Origin of the sequence: Brachymonas sp. J145 (assembly GCF_036312245.1) — a bacterium.
GTDB classification, from domain to species: domain Bacteria; phylum Pseudomonadota; class Gammaproteobacteria; order Burkholderiales; family Burkholderiaceae_C; genus Brachymonas; species Brachymonas wangyanguii.
The window spans coordinates 273,752-291,318 of the sequence record NZ_JAZDCI010000001.1 but is presented as its reverse complement, the minus strand read 5'-3'; the positions used below and the strand labels follow the sequence as shown (position 1 = coordinate 291,318).

Below are 17,567 nucleotides of genomic sequence, written 5' to 3'. Positions count from 1 at the left end.
GACAAGTCGGTTGCGGGCCGTTGGAAGCTCAGGCTTGGATCAGCTGCCCAGGTAGACCGCCGTCACCTTCACCCGCTCGTGCCCGAGTTCGCGACTGATTTGCTGCCGGACATGTTGGTCGGCCAAACGTTGTGATAGGTCGAGTTGAGCCTTGCCTGGTCCGCCTGCTGCCGGTGACTTCCACCCCGTCAATGTTTCATATCGCATCTGTGCATACCGATGCCGCAGCCCATGCATATTGCTCAGGCCCGCGGCCTTGCTCTGCCCATCGTAGACGTGCCGTTGCTGGATGTTGGAGTCCAGGTCGCAAGAACGCCTAGCACTGGAAAGTGGCTTGGCACGCAGCTATCTGGGGGGGGTTGAGCGTGGGCAGCGCAACATCGCATTGCTCAACATCTTCAAGCTGGCCGAGGCGCTGGGGGTGGAGCCTTCAGTACTGCTGGAGGCGCCGGCGGCTGGACAGGAGCCTGCACCGTAACATCGTAGCGCTACGGTATCGTAGCGTTACGATGGTCACTGCCTAGTCGCTCGCGGCAGCTATCGCAGCCATCTGCTTTCAAGAACAAGTAAAGTACATTACAATGGTGCTTACGCAATTTTTTCCGCGTTAAGGGTCATAAAAGTGACTTTTCATCTCTCGACTCCCGCTGAGATCCTGCACGCGCTGGGTGTTCGTCTGCGCGAGCAGCGGCTTGCCCAATCGCTCACGCAGCGTGAACTGGCGCAAATGGCCGGACTGTCGTTGGGAGCGGTGCGCAAACTCGAAAGCGACGGCCAGTGCTCGCTGGAAACGCTGGTCCGTGTTGCGCAGGCGCTTGGCTTGCTGGAGGCGCTGGACGATCTCTTCGTGCTCAAACGGCAATCCATCGCCCAGATGGAGCAGGTGGACCTTGTCAGCCGCCGCCAGCGTGCGCCGCGTAAGAGAACATCATGAAGCTGCTTACCGTGCATTATTGCGGCTGGGGAGAAGACTGGCCGTTGGGACGCTTAGCCGATGACGGTCAATCCCTGCTCTTCGAATATTCTCCCGTAGCCCTGTCTCAGGGCTTGGAACTGTCGCCCTTGCACCTCAAGCTGCGTGCGGATGCCTACGGTGGTTTTCCGACCCATTTGCATCGCCTTCCGGGCCTGATCGCCGACAGTCTGCCTGACGGCTGGGGTTTGCTGCTGATGGATCGCTTGTTCCGTCAACACGGCTTGCGCCATCCCGGGCCGCTGGACCGGCTGGCCTTCATTGGTGAGCGCGCCATGGGCGCGTTGCGCTTCGTTCCGGCAAGCGACGCCGCTGCCCAGGAGCCCGACTGGTCCTTGCTGGCGCTGGCCGAGCAAAGCCGTCTCGCGCTCGCGGGCGAGGCGGGGGCAGCCCTGCGCGAGCTCGCGCTCACCGGCGGCTCACCGCAAGGGGCCAGGCCCAAGGCCTTGGTGCAGTACGACGCAACGACCGGGCAAGTCAGCACCCGTCCGGATGCGCCCGGCAGTCCCTGGCTGGTCAAGTTCCCGGCGCAGAACGAACACAAGGAAGTCTGCGTCATCGAGCAGCTCTATGCCGAGTTGGCTCGGGATTGCGGACTGGATGTACCCGAAAGCCGCTGGTTCGACCTTGGCCCTGAACTGGCCGCCTTCGGCGTCGCGCGCTTCGACCGAGAGGGTGGGCAACGCGTCCCGGTGCACAGTCTGGCTGGATTGTTGCAGGTGGATTTTCGCCTGCCCGGTGCCACCGACTACACCGCCTTCCTGCGAGCTACCCGTTTCCTGACGCGCGACGAGCGCGAAGTGGAGAAAGCCTACGCGCGAGCCGTCTTCAATGTGCTCTTCCACAACCGTGACGACCACCCCAAGAATTTCGCCTGGCGTCTCGGGCCCGACCGGCGCTGGCGTCTGGCTCCGGCATTCGACCTGACCTTCAGCGAAGGCCCGATGGGCCAGCATCACCTGGACGTTTGCGGCGAAGGTGCTGCCATCGAACGTCGGCATTTATTGCGTCTGGCGGAGGAAGGTGGCATCCCAAGGAAACGGGCGGAAGAGGTCATCGACCGGATGTTGCCGCAGGCAAGCTCATTGGGTGAGCGATTTGAGCGTGTTCCGATCAGGCAGATGTTGGCGCAGCAGATAAAATCCACCATTGATGCCTGTCGCAGGCGCCTGGAAAGTTGAATCCGAGCCGGCGCAACGGCGCCAGATCAGGGTTGAACGTACTCAATGCTGAGTTTTTTGAGTACAAACATGAGTATATTTTTTAATGGAGCAGCATGGTGAACTGTTCATTCAATGACTTGCAGTCACAATCGCTGTTCAACGTCTGATTCCGTCTTGAAACAGCATGAGGAACCCGCGCCTGGCGCGGGTTGCTTGTTTGTGGCGCTGGTTGGCATGCATGTTCAGCGGGACGTGTATAGAAAACGTGATCTCCATACGGAGGACAGCGTATGGAAGCCCGGCAAAGGGGGGAAATCGGAGTCAGCGCTCCTGTCGATGGAGCGCATCCCGCAATGCCGCCTCCACCCCCTCCCAGCGAAACACATACCCAGCCTCCACCGCACGCCGCGCCATCAACCGCTGCCCACCCAGCAGCAGCACGGCCATCTCGCCCAAAGCCAGCTGTAGCACCCAGCCCGGCATTCCCAGCACCGCTGGCCGGCGCAGCGTCCGCGCCAGCGCCTGCGTAAACTCCGCATTGCGCACCATCCCTGGCGCACAGGCATTGAACACGCCCCGACATTCCCGGTGCGGTGCTGCAACACGAAATCGATCAGCCCGACCTCATCGTCCAGATGGATCCACGGCATCCACTGCTGGCCGTGACCCAGTTGGCCACCCAAGCCCAGCTGGAACGGCAGCCGCATGCGCGCCAGCATGCCGCCCGTGGGCGAGAGCACCGGTGCCGTACGGATCAGGGCCACGCGCATGCCCAACGTCTGGGCGCGCAAGGCCTCTTGCTCCCAGGCCGCACACAGCTGGCTGCCAAAATCCGTGCCGCAGGAGGCGCTGTCTTCATCGAGCAGGCGCTCGCCGCCATCGCCATACCAGCCGGTCGCCGAGCCGGATATCAGCACTTCGGGTCGCACGGGCTGGCGCTGCAGCCAGTCCACCAGCGTACGCGTCAGATCGACCCGGCTGCGCCACAGCAGCTGGCGTCGCGCGGCGGACCAGCGCCGATCGGCAATTGGGGCACCGGCCAGGTTCACCACCGCATCCAGTGGCTCGTCGTCCAGTTCCTGCAACTGTGCGATGCCGCGTGCGCTGCTGCACAGCGCCGCCACCTGCTCCGGCCGGCGGCTCCAGACCAGCAGCGTATGGCCCTGTGCGGACCAGAGGCGGCACAAGGCCTGACCGATCAGGCCGGTACCGCCGGTGAGCAGGATGCGCATGGGAATCCTCCAGGAGTTTGGAATGCTCTATGCACTATAGCCCGAAGGGATTAATCAGATGCGAGGGTTGGGGGGTGATGACTATCTGTCTATACAAGTCAAAATACAACTATAGATTTAATATAATTGAAGGGGGAAATGTGTGACGAACGTCAGCCAAGCCCTTGTCAGTTCATTGACGAAACCGATTTTTCATAATACTATGTGTGATACATGCAAAGGCTTGCCATGCGCAGCCCGATAAGGATCCTGAAAAGTGCCTGGTTTCATCGCTTTGCGCGCAAGGAGGACATCACGGATCAGGTGCTGGTGCATGCCGTCATGCGCGCAGAGCAAGGTCTGGTAGATGCGGTGTTGGGCGGTAATGTGATCAAGCAGCGTGTAGCCCGGCAAGGGCAGGGCGCATCAGGCGGCTATCGCACCATCATCCTGTACCGGACGGCAACACGGGCGATTTTCATGTATGGCTTTGCAAAAAGTGATCGTGACAACCTGGATGTGCATGAAACCACCCAGTACAAGAAGGCGGCCGTTCATATGCTTGGCTTGTCAGACCAGCAGCTGGACAGCCTGATCCGCATGGGCAAGTTCACGGAGATCAACCGCCATGACTAAACGATACCGCAGTGATGCACTCGCCGCCCTGCACGAATCCCTCGAAGCCCTGCATGACATCGGCGCAATCGACAAGCGTACCCTGCGCGAGTTCGATGAAGCCTGCCTGTCGCCGGTGCTGCCCATGGCACCCGAGGATATCCGCGCCCTGCGTGAGCGCGAGCAACTGTCGCAGCCCGTGTTTGCGCGTTATCTCAACGTCAGCCGAAACCTGATTTCGGATTGGGAGCGCGGCGTCAAGAAGCCTGGCGGGCCAGCCTTGCGCCTGCTCACCATCGTGCAGAAAAACGGGATTCAGGCCATCGCCTGAAGCCGACAGTTCAGAAGCTCATTCCGCCGGCGGCTTCTCCTTGATCATCACCAGCAGCATCTTGAAGCCACCCAGCGGCTTCACCGCATGCGGGATGTTCGCCGGCATCAGCAGCGAATCGCCTTCGCCCACGATATGCGGCACGCCGGCCACCGGAATCTCGGCGCGGCCTTCCACGCCAATCACCAGCGCGTCATAGGGCGCGGTGTGCTCGCTCAGGCCTTCCTCGCCGTCAAAGGCAAACAGGGTCACGCTGCCGGATGCGTTTTTTACCAGCATGCGGCTGACCACCGCGCGATCCTGGTAGGACAGCAGCTGCTTGAGGTTGAGGACTTCGGTGATTTTGCTATCGCTCATGGATAAACCCTCCTTGTCGTGATGATTCCACTATAGGTGAACCGATCCCGCCATGGGCCGATACCCGCAGCTGCCATGGCGGTACTCTGGCGGCACGGCTGGCGACAAGCAAGCATAATCAGGGCCATATCCGCAACAGCAAGGAACACCCGCATGAGCACAGACACCGCCTACGACTACGACCTGATCACCCTGGGTGCCGGCTCCGGCGGCGTGGCCGCCTCGCGCCGTGCCGCTGCGCTGGGCGCCAGGGTGCTGATCGCCGAAAACAGCCGCGTTGGCGGCACCTGCGTGATCCGCGGCTGCGTGCCCAAGAAGCTGATGATGTACGCCGCCAGCTTTGCCGACAGCTTTGACTATGCGCGCGGCTACGGCTGGTCCTTCTCCGATCCGGTGTTCGACATGGCCAATTGGGCCGATACCAAGGCCGCCGAACTGGACCGGCTGGAAAGCATCTACCTAGGCATGCTGGAGCGTGCCGGCGTGACGCTGGTACGTGGCCACGCGCGCATCGTTGGCCCGCACACGGTCGAGATCGACGGCCAGCGCCATACCGCGCGCCATATCCTGATCGCCACCGGCGGCCACCCCAATACCGATACGATTCCGGGGCTGGAGCAGGCCATGACCTCCAACGAGATCCTGGACCTGCGCGAGGTGCCCGAAACCCTGCTGGTGGTCGGCGCCGGCTTTATTGCTGTGGAGTTTGCCAGCATCATGACGCGCCTGGGTAGCCAGGTGCATCTGGTCTACCGCGGCGACCTGCCGTTGCGCGGCTTTGACGAGGACCTGCGCCAGCGCGTGGCACAGGCGCTGCAGGCCAAGGGCGTGCAGCTGCACAGCGGCCATGCGCCGCAAAAACTTGAGCGTGACGGCGATGCTCTCGTGCTGCACCTGGAAGGCGGTGAACAGCTGCGTGGGGCGGCGGTGCTCAACGCCACCGGCCGCAGCCCCAACACCCAGGGCATCGGTCTGGAAAGTGTCGGCATCAGCGTGAACAAGAAAGGCGCGATTCCGGTCGATGCCGACAGCCGCACCAGCGTGGAGCATATCTGGGCCGTGGGCGATGTCACCGATCGCGTCAACCTGACCCCGGTCGCCATTGCCGAAGGCCGCGCCATGGTCGAATCGGTGTTTGGCAACACGCCGCGCCGTGTCGACCACAGCATTGTCGCCAGCGCCGTGTTCACCGATCCGCCCATGGCCACGGTTGGTCTGACCGAAGCGCAGGCGGCAGAAAAAGGCCCCATCCGCGTGTTCGAGAGCGATTTCCGTCCGATGAAGGATGCCTTTGTCGATGGCAGCAGCCGCAGCTACATGAAGCTGGTCGTCGATGCCGACACCGACAAGGTGCTGGGCGCGCACATGGTCGGTGCCGATGCGCCGGAAATCATCCAGAGCCTGGCCGTGGCGGTGACCTGCGGCGCGAGCAAGGCCGATTTTGACCGCACCATTGCCGTACACCCGACGGCAGCGGAAGAATTCGTGCTGATGCGCGAACCCAGCCGCTGAACAGGGCAAGCGTAGCCAGGGCTACGCTTGACATACAATCAGGCACAATATTCCCGAAATATTGGCAGTCCGCTGCGCGTCACACGGCAGTGTCCTCTGCGTCAGCGGAACTGCCCAACAATATCCAGAGGCATCATGCAAGTCTTCAAAGCACCTCAGGCCCAGGTCCTCAGTGCCCTGCAATCCGTAGCCGGCATTGTCGAGCGTCGCCATACCCTGCCGATCCTGGCCAACGTGCTGCTGCGCAAGCAGGATGACATGCTCCAGCTCATCACCAGCGACCTGGAAATCCAGATCCGCACCGTGGCCGAGCTGGGTGGCGATGCCGGCGAGTTCAGCACCACGGTCGGCGCACGCAAGCTGATCGACATCCTGCGCACCATGCCGGCGGACCAGATCGTCACGCTGGAAGCCAGCCAGAACAAGCTGATCCTCAAAGGCGGCAAGAGCAAGTTCACGCTGCAGTCGCTGCCGGCCGAGGATTTCCCGCTGGTGCAGGAAGCGGCCAACTTCGGACCACAGTTCAGCGTGCCGCAAAAGGTGCTCAAGCAACTGCTGTCGCAGGTCTCGTTTGCCATGGCGGTGCACGATATCCGCTACTACCTAAACGGTATCCTGTTCGTTGCCGAAGGCAACAAGCTGAGCCTGGTCGCCACTGACGGCCACCGCCTGGCCTATGCCAGCGCCACGCTCGAGAACGAAGTGCCCAAGCAGGAAGTGATCCTGCCGCGCAAGACCGTGCTGGAACTGCAGCGCCTGCTGTCCGATGCCGACGGTGCCATCGAGATGCAGTTTGCCGGCAACCAGGCCAAGTTCAGCTTTGGCGGCATGGAATTCGTCAGCAAGCTGGTCGAGGGCAAGTTCCCCGATTACAACCGCGTCATCCCGCGCGACCACGGCAATCTGGTCACGCTGGGCCGCGCGCCGTTGCTGGCTGCGCTGCAGCGTACTGCCATCCTGACCAGCGAGAAGTTCAAGGGCGTGCGCCTCAACTTCGACAACGCCACGCTGCGCATTGCCTGCAACAACGCCGAGCAGGAAGAGGCGGTGGACGAACTCGATATCGACTACGCTGGCAACCCGATCGAGATCGGCTTCAACGTCACCTACCTGATGGACGTGCTTGGCAACATGGGCCAGGACATGGTGCAGATCGCGCTGCAGGACAACAACAGCTCGGCGCTGGTCACGATTCCCGATGACGACCAGTTCAAGTACGTAGTCATGCCGATGCGCATCTGAGCGATCGCGCTTTCACATAGGGGGCAGCCTGCGGGCTGCCCTTGTTTTTGCTGCCATCGGAAGCGAACGTGCAGCAAAAACATGCATTTGTCACGTTCAGGGCGTACAATGCTTCAGGGTTTACCCGTACGGTTGCGCGTACCGTAAACCGGGATTGTCTGCCTGGCGACAATTTGGCGGCTGAAACAACCCGCCAGTGCCTGCGCAGATTCCGCACCATGCCGCCTGCACCCTGGCATCAGGAGACAAGTGCAGCGGCATGTTTTTCACCCTGATTGAAAGACACGCCAGTATGACGACTTCCTCCCGAGTAATGCACCAGGCCTTCCGCGACAAGATCATGTCCGCCGAAGAGGCCGCCCGTTTCATCAAGCATGGCGACAACGTCGGCATGAGCGGCTTTACCGGCTCTGGCCAGCCCAAGGTCGTGCCCTATGCACTGGCTGCCCAGATCGAGGCTGCGCAGGCACGCGGCGAACCCTTCCGCATCGGCGTCTGGACTGGTGCCTCCACCGCTCCCGAGCTGGACGGTGCACTGGCCAAGGCCAACGGCATCGAGATGCGTCTGCCCTACCAGTCCGACCCGATCTGCCGCCAGAAGATCAACGAAGGCACCATGCAGTACGCCGACATCCACCTGTCGCACGTGGCGCAGTATGTCTGGTTCGGCTTCTATGGCGGCCTGAATGTGGCGCTGGTTGAAGTTGCTGCGGTGCTGGAAGACGGCTCGCTGGTGCCATCCACTTCCATCGGCAACAACAAGACCTGGCTGGACCAGGCCGACAAGATCATCCTGGAGGTGAACAGCCGCCAGAGCATGGCGCTGCGCGGCATGCACGACATCTACTACGGCACCCAGCTGCCGCCGCACCGCCTGCCGATCCCGATGACGCACAGCGACAACCGCATCGGTGATCCCTATCTGCGCGTGGACCCGAACAAGGTCGTGGCCGTGGTCGAGACCGACGCGCCTGACCGCAACACCGCCTTCTCCGCGCCGGATGCGCAGTCCGAGATGATCGCCGGCCACCTGGTCGAGTTCTTCAAGAGCGAAGTCAAGAAGGGCCGCCTGCCGGCCAGCCTGCTGCCGCTGCAATCCGGCGTCGGCAACATCGCCAACGCGGTGCTGGATGGCCTGAACAAGAGCTCCTTCGAAGACATGACGGCCTATACCGAAGTGCTGCAGGACGGCATGCTGGACATGATTGCCTCCGGCAAGCTGCGCCACGCGTCTGCCACCGCCATCAGCCTGAGCGAAAACGGCCTGAAGTACTTTGAAGAGAACATCGACATGCTGCGCAGCAAGATCCTGCTGCGCCCGCAGGAAATCTCCAACCACCCGGAAGTGATCCGCCGCCTGGGCATCCTGGCGATGAACGGCATGATCGAGGCTGACATCTACGGCAACGTCAACTCCACCCACATCATGGGCACGCGCATCATGAACGGTATCGGTGGTTCCGGCGACTTCGCCCGCAACGCCTATATCTCCGTGTTCATGACGCCGTCCACCGCCAAGAACGGCCAGATCTCCTGCATCGTGCCGATGGTCAGCCACGTGGACCACACCGAGCACGACGTGCAGGTGCTGGTGACCGAACAGGGTCTGGCCGACCTGCGCGGCCTGGCGCCCAAGGCGCGTGCCGAATTGGTGATCAAGAACTGTGCGCACCCTGACTACCGTGACCAGCTGCTGGACTACTACCAGCGTTCGCTGCGCGAGTCGCCTGGCAAGCACACGCCGCACATCCTGACCGAAGCCCTGTCCTGGCACGAGCGCTTCGAGAAGACCGGCTCCATGAAGCCGTGATTCCGGTCACAGGCTAGCCCGTGAAGGCGAATGTCCGCGTGGGCATTCGCCTTTTTGCTGATGCAGCATCGAGCGATAGCGTTTATCATTCGATCTTTCTGTCAAGAATTTTTACGAAACACGTCATGAATCGTCGCCTTTTTTCCGTCCGTACCCTGATGACCTCCGTTGCTGCCGCCGCCCTGCTGTGGGGCTGCAGCAAGTCTGCGCCGGATGCTCCGGCTGCTGCCGGCAGCGCAGCCTCTGCCGCCGCTGGCCTGCCGGCCAAGATCGTGGTGGGCCTGGACGACAACTTCCCGCCCATGGGTTTCCGTGACGAGAAGGGCGAGCTGGTCGGCTACGACCTGGATCTGGCGCGTGAGGCCGGCAAGCGCATGGGCGTGGAAATGGAATTCAAGCCGATCGACTGGAGCGCCAAGGAAGCCGAGCTCAACGGCAAGCGCGTGGACTTGTTGTGGAACGGCATGACCATCACCGAAGAGCGCAAGAAGAACGTCAACTTCACCAAGCCCTACATGCAGAACCAGCAGATCGTGATCGTGACCGAAAAGTCGCCGATCCAGGCCAAGGCCGAGCTGGCTGGCAAGGTGGTGGGCGTCCAGGACGGCAGCACAGCCGTGGAAGCGGTGCAGAAGGATCCGCTCGCCAAGGACATCAAGGAGCTGAAGAAGTTCGGTGACAACGTTGCCGCGCTGATGGACCTGACCACCGGCCGTCTGGATGCCGTGGTGGTGGACGAAGTGGTCGGCCGCTATTACACCAGCAAGAAGCCAGGTGAGTACCGCGTGCTGGCAGACAACTTTGGCAGCGAAGACTACGGCGTGGCGGTGCGCAAGGACGATGCCGAGCTGCTGACCAAGCTGGACCAGACGCTGGACGCCATGGTTGCCGACGGTTCCGCCAAGACCATCTACGACAAGTGGTTCGCCGAAGCCAAGCAGTAAGCTGCTGGCGATTCCTGCCGGCCACATGCGCTACCTGCATGTGGCCTGCGGCTGATCTGCTGATCCGGCATGGATAACATCCTCAACATGCTGCCCCCGCTGCTCGAAGGCGCGGGCACCACCCTCCAGCTGTTCTTCATCACCCTGATCCTGGCGATTCCGCTGGGGCTGGTGCTGGCGCTGCTGCGCATGTCGCGCTTTGCCGTGGTGCGCCAGGCGGTGAGTGGCTATATCTGGCTGATGCGCGGCACGCCGCTGATGCTGCAGCTGCTGTTCATCTACTTTGCGCTGCCGTTTGTGCCGGTAATCGGTGTCAGGCTGCCGGACTTCCCGTCAGCGGTGGTGGCATTTGCGCTCAACTTTGCCGCCTATTTTGCCGAGATCTTCCGCGCCGGCATCCAGAGCGTGGACCGCGGCCAGTACGAGGCCGCCAAGTCGCTGGGCATGAGCTACGGCCAGACCATGCGCCGCATCGTGCTTCCGCAGATGGTGCGCCACATCCTGCCGCCCATGAGCAACGAGACCATCACGCTGGTCAAGGACACGGCGCTGATCTACGTGCTGGCACTGAATGACCTGCTGCGCGCCGCCCGCAACATCGTGCAGCGCGAGTTCACCGTCACGCCCTTCATCGTGGCGGCGCTGTTCTACCTGATCATGACACTGGTGCTGACCTGGATCTTCCAGCGCCTGGAGCAACGCTATGCCCGACAAGACCAGTAAGGAGGCCCAGCCGGCGCTGCTGCTGGAAGGCGTGCACAAGCGCTTTGGCGACAACCATGTGCTGCGTGGCGTGTCGCTGCGGGTGCAGCCGGGCGAGGTGATTGCCATTCTCGGCTCTTCCGGCTCCGGCAAGTCGACGCTGCTGCGCTGCCTGAACCACCTGGAAACGGTGGAGCAGGGTCGTATCGTCATCGCCGGCCAGACTCTGGTCGAGAACGATGCCGCCGGCAAGGCGCGCTACCCGGACGAGCGCCAGGTGCGCCGCATTTGTGCCTGCACCGGCATGGTGTTCCAGCATTTCAACCTGTTCCCGCACATGACGGTGCTGCAGAACCTGATCGAGGCCCCGATGACGGTCAAGGGCCTGAAGCGCGAGCAGATCGTGCCGCAGGCCGAGGAGCTGCTGCACAAGGTCGGCCTGAGTGACAAGCGCGATGCCTATCCGAACCGCCTTTCTGGCGGCCAGAAACAGCGCGTGGCGATTGCGCGCGCGCTGGCGATGCAGCCGGCGCTGATGCTGTTCGATGAGCCCACCAGTGCACTTGACCCGGAGCTGACCGGCGAAGTGCTGCGCACCATGCGCCAGCTGGCAGCCGAACACATGACGATGCTGGTGGTGACACACGAGATGGCGTTTGCGCGCGAGGTCGCGCACCGTGTGCTGTTCATGGATCAGGGCGTGATCGCCGAAGACCGGCCGGCGCAGGATTTTTTCCGCGATCCGCAACACCCGCGCGCACGCGCCTTCCTGCAGCACATGCTCTAAACCCACAGCCCGTCATGACGACGGGCTGTTTTTTGGCTGCGATCAGGCTGCTGGTTGCAGCGATGGGTGCTGGGACAGCGCCACGTATTCGTGCACCGGCACTTCCTCGGCGCGACGCTGCAGGTCAAACTCGCCGGCAAAGCCGTGCTGTTCCAGCCAGTGGCCGAGCGAATGGCGCAGCAGCTTGCGGCGCTGGCTGAAGGCCGATTGCACCAGTCCGGCATAGGTCGGCAGGTGCAGTTGCGGTGGCTCGGCCAGCGGCACCATGCGCACCACGGCGCTGTTCACCCTGGGCGGCGGGTCAAAGCTCTCCGGCGGCACGAACAGCACCTGCTCCATGGCGTAGCGCCACTGCAGCATTACCGTCAGGCGGCTGTAATCGCTGCTGGCGGGCGAGGCCAGCATGCGGTCGATCACTTCTTTCTGCAGCATGAAATGCTGGTCGCGGATCACCTGCACATGGTCAAGCAGGTGGAACAGGATCGGCGTGGAGATGTTGTAGGGCAGGTTGCCGCAGACGCGCACGCGCTCCCAGCCGCGTTCGGCGACCAGCGCCGAGATATCGACCTTGAGCACGTCCGATTCGATCACGTCCAGCTGCGGATGCTGGCGCAGGCGCGCCGCCAGGTCGCGGTCCAGCTCGATCACGGTGAGCTGGCCGGCGCGTTCCACCAGCGGTTGTGTCAGCGCCGCCAGGCCGGGACCGATCTCGATCAGCGGTTCGCCGGCGCGCGGCGCAATCGCATCGACGATGCCGGCGATGATGCCGCCATCACACAGGAAGTTCTGGCCGAAGCGCTTGCGTGCCACATGGCCGCCGCTGCCACGCACGGCCTGCTTGCGCGGCGCGGCGCCACCACGGCGGGAGGAGGAGGGCGCGCGACTCAACTCGGCGTCCTGCGCATCTCGATGTAGGCGCGGCCGCGGATCTCTTCTTCCCAGTTGCGCAGGGCCTCACCGGCGCGCTGCTCACGCAGGGCGGCGCGCGCCATGGCGACCTGTTGCGCCTGCGTCATGGGCACCGAGCGGCGCTCCAGCAGCTGCACCAGATGCACGCCAAAGCGCGAGATGAAGGGCTGCGTCATGTTGCCGGCGGCCTGCAGCTGGCCCAGGCGCTCCTCGAACTCGGGCACGAACATGCCGGGCTGGGCCCAGCCCAGGTCGCCGCCCTGCTGGGCGCTACCGTCCATGGACAGGCGACGTGCGGCATCGGCAAAATCGGTCTTGCCGGAGGCGATGTCACGGCGCACCTGGTTCAGCTGGGCCGTGGCCTGCTTGGCGGTCAGCTTGTCATTGGGGATCAGCAGGATATGGCGGGCATGGGTTTCCGTCACGCCAAACGCCATGTCAATGTTCTGGCGCTCGATCACCTGGATGATGTGGAAACCGTCCTCGGTGCGCACGGCATCAGTGCTCTGGCCCAGCGGCACGTTGCGGATCGCGGCTGCCAGATCGGCCGTCAGCTGCTCCTGCGGCACCAGCGGGCTGGCCTGCGGCGGGATGTCGCTGTACTCGCGCGCCACCTGCAGGAATTCCTGGCCGCTGCGTAGCGCCTTCACGGCGTTGTTGGCCTTCTGCTGCAGGCCCTGCACCTGTTCGGCGCTGGCGCCCGGTGGCACGGCGATCAGGATCTGTGCCATGCGCACGGCCGGCACCAGGCTATCGGGCAGGCCCTGCTTGATGCGCTGCTCGCGCAGCGTGCGCAGTGCTTCCAGGTCGCTGACCTTGGCCACTTCCTGGTTCACGCGGGCATCACGTACGCGTTCCAGCAGGTAGGCGTCACGCAGGGCGGCGCGGTACTGCGATGCGGCAATGCGGCGCTCCTGGATGAAGCGGGCGCGGAACTTTTCGGGGCTCAGATTGGCCTGGCGCGCCAGCGTGCGCTCACGCACGTCCAGCTCCTCGTCGCTGATGGTGATACCAGTACCGCGCGCCGACTGGATCGCGGCTTTCTGGAAGATCACGTCATCAAGCGCACGCTGCAGCAGCGCCTGGCGCGCCGGAACCGGCTGCTTGGCGGCTGTCAGGCTGCGGGACAGTTCGTTGGCGCGCACCTGGACTTCGCGGTTGGTGACGGGCTCCTTGTTGACCACGGCGACGATGTAGTCGCTCTGCACGCCGGCACGCGCGCCCTGGGCCTGCACGGCCGGCAGCAGGGCCTGGCCGCCCAGCAGCAGGGCGCAGGCCAGCGCCGGGGCGTGCATGCGGTGGAAGAAGGAGGGCTTGCGTACGGCAGTCATGGCATCTCTCTCAGAATGGCGATCCGGAGCTGTTGCGGCGATCGCGCAGCAGCTGGTAATTGGGGATATTGTCGGTGAAAGTCCGGATCGGGCTGGAGCCCAATCGTGACAATCCGTTGAACTCGAGCTGGAACATGATGCGGTTGTCCATCTTGGCCGGCTGGTGCTGGACCGCCTTGCGGTGCAGGGCAATGCGGCCGATCCAGCAGCAGCTGTCGTACTCGAGGCCGACAATCGATTCGACCAGGCGGCTTTCCTGCAGTGAGTAGAACAGGCGGCCGACCGTGTACCAGCGGCCCGGTCCCAGTCCCTGGCCGGCAGGCTTCTCGACGTCCTTGCTGCCCCACAGGTCGTTCAGCGGCCATTGCCAGCCGACGTCGATCTGCTCGGTGCGCTCGCGCTGGTGGCGGTAGTGCGCCGTGATGCTGCGATACGGCCCGGGTGTGTAGCTGCCGCCGATCACGCCGCGCATGGTGCGACCGATTTCCGGATCCCACTGCATGCTGGCGCGCGTGCTCCACTGCGGTGTCCAGTTGACGGTACCGTCCAGCAGCAGATTGCTGAAACTGTTGCTGTCCGGCGTGTCGTGCTCATCCAGCTGCACGCGTCGTGTCTTGAGCTGCTTGCGGGCGGCAAAGGTCAGGTTGGCCAGCTCGGCACCATCGGCGTTGTCATACAGGCGGCTGGTCACGCCCAGCGTGGCGGCGCGGGTGTCGGCGATGCGGTCATTGCCGGAGAACGGGTTCGCGCTGAAGATGCTGGACAGGTTGAAGTCCTTCAGCCAGCTGTCGTAGGCCGGCAGATGATTCTGCTCCCTGTAGGGCGTGTAGGCGAGGAACAGGCGCGGCTCCAGTGTCTGGCGCACGCTGCGGCTGAACATCTGCGTATCGCGCTCGAACACCAGCGAACTGTCCAGTGTGGCAGTCGGGATCACCACGCTGTCCGAGCGCTTGCCATTGGCCATGGCGGTATCCGTGCTGTAGTGGCGCGCGTTGACTTCCAGCGCCGGCACCACATAGCCCCAGGGGCGTATCCAGGGGTAGCTGACACGGGCGCGCGCGTAGCTGCGGTCGCCATCCGGGTATTCGGCCAGGCTGGAGTCGGAACGGAAACGCGTGTGATCCAGATCCAGCGACAGGTCAAAGCCGCGCACATCGTCACGCGTGTAGTTCAGGTGCAGCTGCGGCGACTTGTCGTAGGGCGGAATGATGGGGTCTGGCTGCTGCAGCGTCTGCCACTTCTCGTTGCGGATAAAGCCGGACCAGTAGTCCTTTTTCCAGCCCAGCTGGATGTTGCTGGAGAAGGTGCGTTCGCTCAGCAGCGTGTTGCGGCTGTCGAAGTTGTAGAAATCGCGCCAGTAGTTGTCATCGCTGACGCGTTCCAGATGCATGTCGAGCTTGAACTGGCCGTAGCGCTCCGGCACCGACGGGAAGGTCTGCGCATGCTGGAACACGTAATGCCAGCGGTCCAGGTTGTCACGCAGATTGTCGCCCGGCAGGTAATTGGCCTGCAGGTTGCCGGCATAGGTGTCTTCCAGGTAGCGGAACTGGCCGAATAGATCCACGCCGCGCTTGCTGTAGACCGTGGGCATGACGGTGGCATCGCGGTTGGGCGCGATATTGAAGTAGTAGGGCTGCGCGACCTCGAAGCCGTCTTCGGTGCCGAGCGAGAAGGTCGGCGGCAGCAGGCCGGAACGGCGCTTGTCTGACAGCGGGAAACCCAGGCCACCGGGAATCGGCAGGATCGGCACGCCATAAAACACCAGCGCGCCATTTTCGACATAGCCTTCGTCGGCCTCGGTGTCGATGATGATTTTTTCGCCACGGATATACCAGGCCGGGTTCCAGTCGCCTTCCTGCCGGTCGGCGCGGCGGCAGGTGCTGTAGATCATGTCGTGGCCGATGCTGTGGCTGCCGTCGATGAATTCGATCTTGCTGGCCTGGGCCAGGCCACCGGTGCGCTGCATCTCCATCTGCACGTTGTCGAAAGTGCCCGATTGCGTATCGAGCTGCATTTGCAGCGCATCGCCGCTGTAGACATTGCCAGCGCGCTCGATGCGCACATCGCCTTTGGCCGTGACCTCGTTGGCGGGAATCGAATAGTGCAGCAACTCGCCCTGCACCACGGTGCCGGGCTGCTGGATCACGGCGGCGCCGGTAGCGGTGACGTCCAGGTCGACCTGGCCTTCGATCTGGTTGGCCTCGATCACGGTCGGACCGCTGGCAGGCTCCTGCGGCGCCGAGGCGGCCGCGACCGGCGGCACGATGGAAATGTCGTAGCCACGAGCCGCATCGGCCCAGGCCGGCATGGCCAGGCCGCTGCACAGCAGCAGCACGCCATGGGCGACAGGCGTACGCAGCCAGCGCGTGCTGCGGCGTTGCGAAAGTGCTGGGGAGTGCAGTCGGGAGCTCACGGTAGAAGAAGGGCAGGCTTGCGCCCACCAGGACAATTCCTGAAAAGAAGCATTCTGCCAGCCATTGGCCGGGCCGTGGCTGGCTGTGACAAAAATGCCATGGCGGCACGCCTTGCATACAATGGCGGCATGCCGCGCGCAGGTGCGCCGCACCCAATTATTACCGACTTGAACCATGTCCCTGCAGAATGATCCCATCGCGGCCCTGAACTGGTCCGCGCCCGAACGCGCCCAGCAGTTTTCCCAGTGGCTGGAAGCGATTGCCGCCCGCCAGCAGATTCGCCCCGAAAGCGTGGTGCTGGCCAATGCCGATGCCAGCTTCCGCCGCTACCTGCGCGTGCAGGGTGAAGCCGGCCAGCCCTCGCGCATCATCATGGATGCGCCGCCGGACAAGGAAAACTGCCAGCCCTTTGTGCATGTGGCCGGCCTGATGGAGCAGGCGGGCGTGCATGCCGCGCGCGTGCTCGAGTGGGATCGTGAGCACGGTTTCATGCTGCTGAACGATCTGGGCGGCGACACCATGATGACGGCGCTGGACGAACAGCAGCCGGTGGCGGCCATGCCCTACTACCAGCAGGCGCTGGACGCACTGCTGCCCTGGCAGCTGGCCTCGCGCCCGGACCAGTTGCCGGCCTACGACGAGGCCTTGCTGCGTCGCGAGCTGCAGCTGTTCCCCGACTGGTATCTGGCGCAGCACCGCCAGGTCACGCTCACGCCCGAGCAGCAGCAGGTGCTGGCCAGTACCTTCGACCTGATCGTGCAGCGCAACCTGGCCGCGCCCAGCGTCTATGTGCACCGCGATTTCATGCCACGCAACCTGATGCTGGGCGAGACACCGCAATCGCCGTTGGGTGTGCTGGACTTCCAGGACGCGGTCTACGGCCCGGTCACCTACGACATTGCCAGCCTGATGCGCGATGCATTCATCAGCTGGGACGAGGAGCTGGTGCTGGACATGACGATTCGCTACTGGGAGCGTGCGCGCAAGGCCGGCCTGATGGATTTCGAAGACTGGCACCAGGACTTTGGCGCCTTCTACCGCGCGGTCGAGTGGATGGGCCTGCAGCGCCATCTGAAAGTGGCCGGCATCTTTGCGCGCCTGACGCTGCGCGACGGCAAGGAGAAATACCTGGCCGATGCGCCGCGCTTCATCGAATACATCCGCCACGCCGGTCGCCGCTACCGTGAACTGGCACCGCTGCTGCAGCTGGTAGACCAGATCGAGGGCACGCAGGACGTTACCGGCTTCGCCTTTGGCCGCATCTAA

16 protein-coding genes and 2 pseudogenes are annotated in these 17,567 nt (G+C 63.3%); 12 read left to right on the top strand and 6 right to left on the bottom strand.

Going from position 1 to position 17,567, the window contains the following annotated elements; all coding sequences use genetic code 11:
• Positions 1-39 precede the first annotated feature (39 nt).
• Positions 40-291 (bottom strand): annotated as a pseudogene (locus V1261_RS11990) (integrase domain-containing protein); the annotation flags it as partial.
• Here V1261_RS11990 and V1261_RS01385 point away from each other — a divergent pair.
• The 3 genes from V1261_RS01385 to V1261_RS01375 all read left to right on the top strand — a co-directional run bounded on the left by V1261_RS01385 (position 290) and on the right by V1261_RS01375 (position 2,154).
• Positions 290-478, top strand: coding sequence for a helix-turn-helix domain-containing protein (locus V1261_RS01385; protein ID WP_329769615.1), 189 nt, complete (start codon positions 290-292; stop codon positions 476-478). The pseudogene V1261_RS11990 and the gene V1261_RS01385 overlap by 2 nt on opposite strands.
• Positions 479-622: 144 nt before the next feature.
• Positions 623-934 (top strand): helix-turn-helix domain-containing protein, encoded by a 312-nt coding sequence (locus V1261_RS01380; protein ID WP_329769614.1) that lies wholly within the window; start codon positions 623-625, stop codon positions 932-934.
• Positions 931-2,154, top strand: a complete 1,224-nt coding sequence (locus V1261_RS01375) for a type II toxin-antitoxin system HipA family toxin (protein ID WP_329769612.1) — start codon at positions 931-933, stop codon at positions 2,152-2,154. Before V1261_RS01380 ends, V1261_RS01375 begins: the two co-directional genes overlap by 4 nt.
• Before the next feature lie 303 nt (positions 2,155-2,457).
• Here V1261_RS01375 and V1261_RS01370 read toward each other — a convergent pair.
• Positions 2,458-3,368: pseudogene (locus V1261_RS01370) on the bottom strand (TIGR01777 family oxidoreductase).
• A gap of 213 nt (positions 3,369-3,581) precedes the next feature.
• Between V1261_RS01370 and V1261_RS01365 the strand changes: the two are divergent.
• Both V1261_RS01365 and V1261_RS01360 read left to right on the top strand, forming a co-directional pair.
• A complete protein-coding gene (locus V1261_RS01365) occupies positions 3,582-3,983 on the top strand; it encodes a type II toxin-antitoxin system RelE/ParE family toxin (protein ID WP_329769610.1) in 402 nt (133 codons plus the stop codon).
• Positions 3,976-4,293 carry a helix-turn-helix domain-containing protein gene (locus tag V1261_RS01360; protein ID WP_329769609.1) on the top strand — a complete coding sequence of 106 codons (318 nt, stop codon included), beginning with the start codon at positions 3,976-3,978 and terminating at the stop codon, positions 4,291-4,293. The genes V1261_RS01365 and V1261_RS01360 overlap by 8 nt, the downstream gene beginning before the upstream one ends.
• A gap of 18 nt (positions 4,294-4,311) precedes the next feature.
• Here V1261_RS01360 and V1261_RS01355 read toward each other — a convergent pair whose 3' ends face one another.
• A complete protein-coding gene (locus V1261_RS01355; RefSeq protein ID WP_329769607.1) occupies positions 4,312-4,650 on the bottom strand; it encodes a cupin domain-containing protein in 339 nt (112 codons plus the stop codon).
• A gap of 153 nt (positions 4,651-4,803) precedes the next feature.
• On the opposite strand from V1261_RS01355, the gene gorA reads away from it, so the two are divergent.
• The 6 genes from gorA (at position 4,804) to V1261_RS01325 (ending at position 11,647) form a co-directional block, all read left to right on the top strand.
• Positions 4,804-6,162, top strand: a complete 1,359-nt coding sequence (gorA, locus tag V1261_RS01350; RefSeq protein ID WP_329769606.1) for a glutathione-disulfide reductase — start codon at positions 4,804-4,806, stop codon at positions 6,160-6,162.
• A gap of 135 nt (positions 6,163-6,297) precedes the next feature.
• Positions 6,298-7,404 carry a DNA polymerase III subunit beta gene (dnaN, locus tag V1261_RS01345; RefSeq protein WP_329769604.1) on the top strand — a complete coding sequence of 369 codons (1,107 nt, stop codon included), beginning with the start codon at positions 6,298-6,300 and terminating at the stop codon, positions 7,402-7,404.
• Between the two features lie 292 nt (positions 7,405-7,696).
• Complete coding sequence (locus tag V1261_RS01340; RefSeq protein ID WP_329769603.1) at positions 7,697-9,214, top strand: acetyl-CoA hydrolase/transferase family protein; 1,518 nt, start codon at positions 7,697-7,699, stop codon at positions 9,212-9,214.
• 125 nt (positions 9,215-9,339) lie between these two features.
• Positions 9,340-10,158 carry an amino acid ABC transporter substrate-binding protein gene (locus V1261_RS01335; protein WP_405197995.1) on the top strand — a complete coding sequence of 273 codons (819 nt, stop codon included), beginning with the start codon at positions 9,340-9,342 and terminating at the stop codon, positions 10,156-10,158.
• A 69-nt stretch (positions 10,159-10,227) separates the two neighbouring features.
• Entirely contained in the window at positions 10,228-10,881 is a 654-nt protein-coding gene (locus V1261_RS01330) for an amino acid ABC transporter permease (RefSeq protein WP_329769601.1), read from the top strand.
• Entirely contained in the window at positions 10,862-11,647 is a 786-nt protein-coding gene (locus tag V1261_RS01325; RefSeq protein ID WP_329769599.1) for an amino acid ABC transporter ATP-binding protein, read from the top strand. Before V1261_RS01330 ends, V1261_RS01325 begins: the two co-directional genes overlap by 20 nt.
• 42 nt (positions 11,648-11,689) lie before the next feature.
• Here V1261_RS01325 and rsmA read toward each other — a convergent pair whose 3' ends face one another.
• The 3 genes from rsmA to V1261_RS01310 are packed head-to-tail and all read right to left on the bottom strand — an operon-like array spanning position 11,690 to position 16,300.
• Positions 11,690-12,478: a 16S rRNA (adenine(1518)-N(6)/adenine(1519)-N(6))-dimethyltransferase RsmA gene (gene rsmA / locus V1261_RS01320; protein WP_329769812.1), complete on the bottom strand. Its 789-nt coding sequence runs from the start codon at positions 12,476-12,478 to the stop codon at positions 11,690-11,692.
• A gap of 53 nt (positions 12,479-12,531) precedes the next feature.
• Positions 12,532-13,887: a peptidylprolyl isomerase gene (locus V1261_RS01315; protein ID WP_329769598.1), complete on the bottom strand. Its 1,356-nt coding sequence runs from the start codon at positions 13,885-13,887 to the stop codon at positions 12,532-12,534.
• A gap of 10 nt (positions 13,888-13,897) precedes the next feature.
• Positions 13,898-16,300: an LPS-assembly protein LptD gene (locus V1261_RS01310; protein WP_329769596.1), complete on the bottom strand. Its 2,403-nt coding sequence runs from the start codon at positions 16,298-16,300 to the stop codon at positions 13,898-13,900.
• Between the two features lie 175 nt (positions 16,301-16,475).
• Between V1261_RS01310 and V1261_RS01305 the strand changes: the two genes are divergently transcribed.
• On the top strand, positions 16,476-17,567 hold the full coding sequence (locus V1261_RS01305; RefSeq protein WP_329769595.1) for an aminoglycoside phosphotransferase family protein: 1,092 nt from the start codon (positions 16,476-16,478) through the stop codon (positions 17,565-17,567).